We start from the raw sequence: 8,361 nt of genomic DNA on the forward strand, positions 1-8,361 counted from the left end.
ACAAGAATTCCTAAATACTATAAAGAACAACAGGCTGCAATTGATTTAAGAGGAAAGACTATTCTTGTCAGTGCTCCTGCCGGCTCAGGAAAGACAAGAATTCTTGTAGCCCGTTTAATTAGTTTGATTGTGAATGACCATTATTCAATGGATCAATTCCTAGTATTAACTTTTACTAAAGCAGCAGGAAATGAAATGAAACAAAGATTGAATGTGTCTCTGCATGAAGAAGCTTTAGCTAATCATGATGAAGAAACATTGAGACATATTCAAGAACAGATTCAATTACTCCCTCATGCCTATATCACTACATTTGATAGTTTCTGTAAGACACTATTAGAGAAATATGGCTATTTAATTGGTGTGATGCCAGGATTTAAGGTGAACCCTTCACCTGATTTAATTAAAGACCAAGTACTAGATCAGTGTTTAGAGAAATGGATAGAAGATCCAGATTTCAAGGATTATGCTTATCGTCATAACACAAAAAATAACTTTGATGATTTAAAGAAGACTTTAATAGACTTCCAGAATATCACCAATTCTTTTGTAGATTTCCATCGTTTCCTTGATCAAGTTCATGAAAGATATTATGATTTTAATCTTTCTAGAAACATGCCTATTCTAGACGGTATGACTCAATTATATAGAGACTGCTGTCTTAAAAGTTTAAGTGCCTATAATATTTTATATCGCTTCTGTGAAAAGCATGATATTACTTATTTCTTTGAAACTGTTGAAAATGCGAAAAAACCTGCACCTGCCACTGCATTATATGATTATTATTCTGATCTCTATGATGCCTTAAATAGACCTCTTACCTTTGATACATTAAATAGTTTACTATCTCAAAAGTTAGAAATGGCAAGTATTAAATGGAGTGAATTAGGTGTAGATGATTCTGTTAAGAAACAATATACAAAGTTAAAAGGAAATGTCACTGATCCTCTTTCAAAATTAAAGAAGTTTTTATCTTATACTTCAACAGAAGAATTGAAAAAGTATCTTGATTATTCTTTTAAAGATATTGAATTCTTACTTGGTAAAGATGGACTATTAGATCAGTTCAATAAAGATTATAATGAAGCAAAGAAGGCTAGAAATGAATTAGACTTCCATGATCTAGAAGAATATGCGACAAGACTGTTGCAGCCTGATCTTCCAGTTGTAGAAAGATTGAATCATACATTAAAGGAAATCATGGTGGATGAGTATCAAGATACCAATGAAATGCAGGAAAACCTTGTCTTAAAGATTGCGAACTATGATGAACATATTCCAATGTTTATGGTCGGTGATATGAAACAGTCTATTTATCGATTTAGACAGGCTGATCCTTCTATCTTCCAATATAAGTTTGATACATTCACTAAGCTAGAAGAGATGACAGAATATGATACAAATATTCGTATTGATTTAAAGTATAACTATCGTTCTGAAAAGGTTGTATTAGACAGTGTTAATTATATTTTTGATTGTATTATGGATAGTTCTGTAGGTGGTTTAGAGTATATCCATGGTGATAATGCGATTTTAAGATATGATTTTGATGCAAAGGGTACAACACTCCCTGAACTAGAAAAAAATCATGATTTTGATACAGATATACTTATTTCTCTTTATAATAATCAGGAAGAATATACAAAGTCTGAAGTGGAAGCACATATGGTTGCTCAGAAAATCATTCAAATGAGGCAGGTTACAGATTATAAGTATCATGATTTTGCGGTACTGATGCGTGCTACAACTGAATTTATTACCTATAAGAAGGTTTTTGAACGTTATCATATTCCTGCAAATATTACTTTATCAAGTGGTTTGTTTGAGTCTAATGAAGTCATTAGTATGATGACATTATTAAAGGCTTTAGTTAATCCATATGATGATATTGCGATGTTGTCTGTATTACATAATAACTTCTTATTTTCTCATTTTACTGAGAATGAGTTATTAGAAATCAGAGATGCAGATGACCCTCTCTATATCAACCTCACACATCATACCAATAATAAAGTACTTCATTTTTTAGAAGTATTTGATGATTTAAGAAATACTGCCATGACATCTTCACCTTATGAAACATTAAAGAAATGTTTAAAAGAAACAGGATACCAGGCTTTTGTATCTCAGCTAATGAATGGTGAACAACGTAGCGCAAACTTAGATATTCTATTAGAAACATTCCGTACTAATGAAGAATATCCTTATTTAAAAGATTACTTAGAACTATTAGATTCTTCTTCTAACCAAGCACCTGGATTTATTGCGAGTGATGAAAATGATGCAGTAGAGTTCATGACTATTCATAAGTCTAAAGGATTACAGTTTCCAGTCGTCTTTGTGAGTGCAATGCAGAAGAAATTTAATAATTCTGATGAAAAAGCCGACATTATCATATCTCAGCATGATGGAGTAGCAGGAAGTGTATGTAGGCTAGAAGAATCTTCATTTGGAAATATTGTATGTAAGTATGAGCATCCTTATTCAAAGATGTTGAAGATGTTCATTCGTCAAGAAACTGTGAATGAAGAAATGCGTATTCTTTATGTCGCCTTAACACGTGCAGAAAAGAAACTGATCTTAACTGGTACTATTAAAGATGAAGAAGAGATTATTTCTATTGCGCGCAAGGTACAGGCCAATGATACAGATCCTACCTTAACAAAAGGCCATGGCGTTGTATATAACCTCGCCATGCGTTCTACGAATAATTATTTAAGCTGGGTTCTTATGGCTTTATTAAGACATCCTAATTTCCAGAAGGATATAAGACAATTTATTCCCGAAATTAGTCCTTATCTTTCTTTAGATCGTTCTTCTTTTGAAGAACTAGAAAATGATGATACCTACTTAGCACGTTTCCATTGTGTAATACAAGATAGCAGTGAAACAATAAATAAGATTCCTGCTTATGCGAAAACAAAGATAGAGAACCAATATCGTGCCTACAAGAAGTATTATGATTTTGAATATCCATATCCTGTTGAACCACGTAGCATTGCGGTCACAAGTATGGAAGAAATGAAGAATGATGATACACATTTTGATTTTAGTAATGAAGAAACTCACTATCTAGCGACAGATAGAGGAACACTCGTACATAACTTATTGAGTTACTTTAATTTTAAAGATGATGATCCTCAAGAACTGATTGAATCACTTCATAAGAATCAGATGTTTGATGAGGAAGGACTCAAGGTCTTAAACAACTATCTTCCTCATATCAATGATTTTATCAATAGTGATACATATCAATTGATTAAAGATGCAGATCGAATTTATCAGGAAAAACAATTTAGATATAAAGATGAGAATGGACTCATCATCAATGGTATATTTGACTTAGTCTTTATTAAAGACAATAAAGTTTATGTACTAGACTATAAGACAGATAGAGTATCAAAAGACAACAGCGAAGAAGTGCTTAAAGAGCTCCATCGTACACAGTTATCTTATTACTCTAAAGTACTTAAAGAAGTATTCCATACTGATGTACAGCCTATTATCTACTATCTTCACATCAATAAAGCTATTTACTTATAGAAAAAGACTGATATCACTTATGTGATATCAGCCTTTTATTTTTCTACAGTATTGTTTTCTTCATCTCTAAATAATTCTTTTTGACAATGGGGACACACTGTTAAACTACCTGCATCTTTTGTGGGAAGGTAGTTATGACAATAAGGGCATCTCCAATAAACGAGACCAAGAATAAAATAAATAACTAAACAAATAATAATCGCGATAGTCAGAATAATCGCAATTGAGGCGTAACCTATGAAATAACAGACTAATGCTGCAATCGCAAGGAGACTAGCTAGATAACTTTGTTTAGACATAAAAAACTGTACTCTTTTTAGTTTCATAAGATCACCCATTCCCTACTTGCCTTATTATATCAATATTCAAAGTAGAATAGAACACCTTTTTCTGTATTTTCTACTCCAAAATGATATCCATGTCTCTCTAATATCGCTTTTACGATAGGAAGACCGAGTCCTGTTCCACCTTGATCCTTAGAAATATAGGCTTCCCAGATAGATTCCATCTCTTCCTGAGAGAGATGATGTCCTTCATTTTCTATCTCAAAGCGATGCTTCATAATACGATATGTGATTGTACCATGTTCTTCGGTATGTTTAATCGCATTAGATGTGAGATTGTTAATAACTCTTTCTATCTGAATAGGATCACAATCTAAATCAACAACTTCATATTCCTTTACTACATGAAGTTGTTTCTTTTCTAATTCATATTCAAAATCATCTATGACTTCTTCTACTAATTCAGATAATGAAACATAATAGTTATTGAGTTCAATCTTACCTGATTCTAAACGTGAAAGTTCCAACATTGTGAGTACAATACCATTAATACGCTCTATCTGTTCATTGATGATAGAAATATATTTTTCTCTTGATTCCTGCGAAGTAGCATCTTCTAATAATTCAGAATAACCGGCAATAATACCAAGGGGTGTTTTGATCTCATGTGTGAAGTTCGCAATAAACTGTTTTCTTGTATGTTCAAGTCTTTGGACATGTTCTAATTGTTCAGTAAGCTGATTGATTGTATTCTCTAAGTTCGTACTCATGATATTAATATTGTTTTCTAATTGTCCTATTTCATCATGACGTGTAATTAAGAACTTCTCACTGAAATCATTTTTCGCAATTTCACTTGTAACTTCTGATACATGTCTTAATGGTTTAGTAATCATATGTGAGATTACAATAGAAATCACAACATTTAACCAGAGCACAATAATATAAATATACCAAGAATGTTCAAAATAATTCACAGCAGCTCTTTTAGTTAATTTTGGTATAAAGCTTGCAGATACAAAATAACCTTTTACACCACTTGTATTTGATACAGAAGAGATTTCTTGATTAAGTTCTGAAAGCACAATAGTCATTGTACCATCACCTACATTAATACTCTTAGAATGCACATAATCAGACCCTCTTGCATATTCAATACTATCAATCTTCTTGATCTGTTTCTCTAATGCCTTCTTAAGTTTCTTATAATCAGTGAACTCTCTTCCACCGCTTGCACCATTTCTTTCATAAAAACATCTTTCAGACATATACCAGGATACTTTATATTTTTTCAATGATTTATGTGAGTTATTAAGTAACACCTTACCATTAATCGCAAGATAAGCAGGATGAATACCTGTTGTATCCATTGATGTATAGTATTCAACTTCTTGTTTATCATTATTAATATAATATTGTTTCTTTTTAGACTGTGCACCACCTATAACTACTTCATAATTCTCATCCGGATGGGCAATCATATATTCATTGATTTTCTTTACTAAATTATTTTCAGATATATCTACCATGATTTCTTGACTCTTATTTTCATCAAGAATCCATAATTGAGATACATGTAAAGAAGCACTACTCACAAATGACTTAATATTATTATCACTATCAACAATTGCAGACATACCTTCATTGGTTAGGTAGTAATTCTTTAAATATGTGGTCATATTCTTATTATCTAATGAATATTCTGTTTGATAAATACTCTGTATTCCTGAAGTGAGTGAAGCATCGTAAGTTGAACTAATAAGACGCTCTTTGTATTCTGTAATACCTTGTAAGGACATAAGTCCTAGAATAATAATAAATACAAACAACATTAAGAAGAAAGTACGCTGTACAAGTCCAAAAGACCATTTAGTCTTCTTCATCCGTATATGTATAACCTGCCTTCATAATAGTCTGAATACGATGTGAATGTACACCTAACTTTTTTCTTAGTTTCTTAATATAAGTATCTACAGCACGTCCATCACCATAATAATCATAACCCCAGACCTTATTTAAAATCTGAGAACGAGTAAATAACTGATTCTTATTATTTAGAAATAACTCCATCAATAAATACTCTTTATTAGGAAGTGCTACCGCTTCACCATCCACATACATGAGATGCTTACTTTCATCTAGCCAGATTGTTTCTTTATCTTCTTTTTCTGTCTTCTTGCTTCTATTTAAAATAGCCTGACATTTCGCATATAAAACAGAAGGTTTAAATGGTTTAGTAATATAATCATCTGCACCTACATGATAACCATCTAACATATTATCAGTTTCAGATAAAGCACTGATAAAAATAATAGGCATATCATATTTTTCACGGATCTTCTTACATGTTTCATACCCATCCATTCCTGGCATCATAATATCAAGTAAAACCATATCAATATCCTGATTCACTTTTTCTAAAGCATCATAACCATCTACAGCTTCAATGACTTCATAATCTCTTGTTGCGAAATATTCTTTAATAATATCTCTAATCAGTACTTCATCTTCTACAACTAATAATTTATACATTTTACACCTCCAAATAATAAAGGACTCTATCGAAGATAGAGCCCCCATATGAGTTATTCACCAATTAATTCCATCATTGCCTTATGGAATACTTCTGTCTTATCAGCAGCATCCTTCGCATCTTTACCCTTAATTGAGAAATAGAATTTACATTTAGGTTCTGTACCAGAAGGTCTAGCAGCAATCCAAGAACCATCTTCTAGATAATACTTTAATACATTTGACTTAGGTAAGTCAATTGTAGTGCCATCAGAACGTTCACTTGTTGCATAATCTTCACTTAATACAACCTTTACGCCACCAATTTCAGTAGGCTTATCCTGTCTTAAAGTATCCATCATTTCTTTAATACGTGCAGCACCTGCAGCACCAGCCTTAGCTAAGGCAATCTGTGATTCTTTGAATGTACCATACTTAGCATATAATTCATTCAATACATCAATAAGATCCTTACCCTGCTTCTTATAGTAGTTACCACATTCAGCAGCAAGTAATACAGCCTGTACAGCATCTTTATCTCTTACGAAGTCTTCTACAACACAGCCATAGCTTTCTTCATAACCAAAGATGAACTGTTTTTCATGAGTCTTTTCATACTTTCTGATCTTATCACCAATGAACTTGAATCCAGTTAATGTCTTTTCAACATCAACACCATAGTTTCTCGCAACTAATTCACCAAGATCACTTGTAACAATAGTATTATACATAACTGCATTATCAGGTAATGTACCCTTCTCTTTTCTCTGAGATAAGATATATTCAAGATATACAGCAGCACTCTGGTTACCACTCATTAATACATATTCACCATTGTGTTTTGCGACAACACCAAGTCTATCACCATCTGGGTCTGTAATTGCGACTACATCAGCATCTACTTCTTTCGCAAGCTTAATAGCTAATTCATAAGAAGCGTCTACTTCTGGGTTTGGAGACTTAGTATTTGTATAATCTGGATCAGGTGCACACTGTGCAAGTACTGGCACAATATCATAACCTAATCTCTTTAAACATGTTCTTACAGGGATGTTATCTGCACCATGCTGTGGTGAATAAACAATCTTGAAATCAGACTTATCTAGTCCAGGATTGATTTCAATACCCATTACAGCTTTATAATAAGCTTCATCTACTTCTTCTCCTACCCATGTAATGAATGGATAAGCTTCTTCATCACTGATCTGTTCGATTTCTAATTCGTCATCAATTTCATTTACATAATCAACAACGATATCACCCCATTCAGGGATTAACTGACAACCAGTATCATCATATACTTTATAACCGTTATATTCCTTAGGGTTATGAGAAGCAGTAATCATGATACCACCTGCACATTTTAAGTAACGTACTGCGAAAGATAATTCTGGAGTAGGTCTTAAAGATTCCATGATATAAGACTTAATACCAAACTTTGCGAGAATCTTTGCAGATTCAATCGCGAAACGATATGACATATGTCTGTTATCATAACTGATTGCCACTCCACGTTCTTTACCTTCTGGTAAATTAGCTACATATTTCGCAAATCCCATATTTGCTTTACGAACTGTATAAATGTTCATACGGTTTGTACCAGCACCTAAAATACCACGCATACCTGCTGTACCGAATTCAAGATTCTTATAGAAAGCATCTTCCTTCTGTTCTTCTGTCATTCCGGCAAGTTCTGCCTTTAATGAAGCGTCCATGCCTTCATAATTTAACCATTGCTCATATTTCTTATTAATATCCATTTTAAAGCGTCACCTCTTGGCTCTATTATACCATTTTCGAAAACCTATAGAAACAAAAAGCGCTACAGTTACATTATTTTCTCATAACTTTCACTTATATTTTAGATACTTCTCTAAATTAAATAGTAATATTTACGAATATCGATAAGTTTCTGTCGATAACTCCTAAGTAAACACTTACAGATATATAAAAAGGGATTAGTGATCTCTAATGTGGACCCCGTGTCAAGGACATTAAATAAAAAGGCGCTTAAAAATGATTA

5 protein-coding genes are annotated in these 8,361 nt (G+C 32.6%); 1 reads left to right on the top strand and 4 read right to left on the bottom strand.

The annotated features are described in order from the left end of the window. The coding region (locus ACT8VG_RS04910; RefSeq protein ID WP_444195316.1) for a UvrD-helicase domain-containing protein at positions 1-3,543 on the top strand (3,543 nt) is incomplete at its 5' end. Between the two features lie 35 nt (positions 3,544-3,578). Here the strand turns inward: ACT8VG_RS04910 and ACT8VG_RS04915 are convergent. From ACT8VG_RS04915 to ACT8VG_RS04930, 4 genes are read right to left on the bottom strand one after another with little or no spacing between them, the layout of a single operon-like run. Further along, positions 3,579-3,869, bottom strand: a complete 291-nt coding sequence (locus ACT8VG_RS04915; protein ID WP_040389743.1) for a hypothetical protein — start codon at positions 3,867-3,869, stop codon at positions 3,579-3,581. 32 nt (positions 3,870-3,901) lie between these two features. Beyond that, positions 3,902-5,710 carry a sensor histidine kinase gene (locus ACT8VG_RS04920; protein WP_444195317.1) on the bottom strand — a complete coding sequence of 603 codons (1,809 nt, stop codon included), beginning with the start codon at positions 5,708-5,710 and terminating at the stop codon, positions 3,902-3,904. After that, complete coding sequence (locus tag ACT8VG_RS04925) at positions 5,697-6,359, bottom strand: response regulator transcription factor (RefSeq protein WP_226793636.1); 663 nt, start codon at positions 6,357-6,359, stop codon at positions 5,697-5,699. Before ACT8VG_RS04925 ends, ACT8VG_RS04920 begins: the two co-directional genes overlap by 14 nt. Positions 6,360-6,412: 53 nt before the next feature. Beyond that, positions 6,413-8,098, bottom strand: coding sequence for a phospho-sugar mutase (locus tag ACT8VG_RS04930; RefSeq protein WP_022425161.1), 1,686 nt, complete (start codon positions 8,096-8,098; stop codon positions 6,413-6,415). Between the last annotated feature and the right edge of the window lie 263 nt (positions 8,099-8,361).

This window comes from Catenibacterium sp. (assembly GCF_052354645.1).
GTDB lineage: Bacteria > Bacillota_I > Bacilli_A > Erysipelotrichales > Coprobacillaceae > Catenibacterium > Catenibacterium mitsuoka_A.

Bases quoted from the DNA above. Each gene is read 5' to 3' on its own strand.
- ACT8VG_RS04915 (WP_040389743.1), bottom strand. From the start codon at position 3,869: ATGAAACTAAAAAGAGTACAGTTTTTTATGTCTAAACAAAGTTATCTA.
- ACT8VG_RS04920 (WP_444195317.1), bottom strand. From the start codon at position 5,710: ATGAAGAAGACTAAATGGTCTTTTGGACTTGTACAGCGTACTTTCTTC.
- ACT8VG_RS04925 (WP_226793636.1), bottom strand. From the start codon at position 6,359: ATGTATAAATTATTAGTTGTAGAAGATGAAGTACTGATTAGAGATATT.
- ACT8VG_RS04930 (WP_022425161.1), bottom strand. From the start codon at position 8,098: ATGGATATTAATAAGAAATATGAGCAATGGTTAAATTATGAAGGCATG.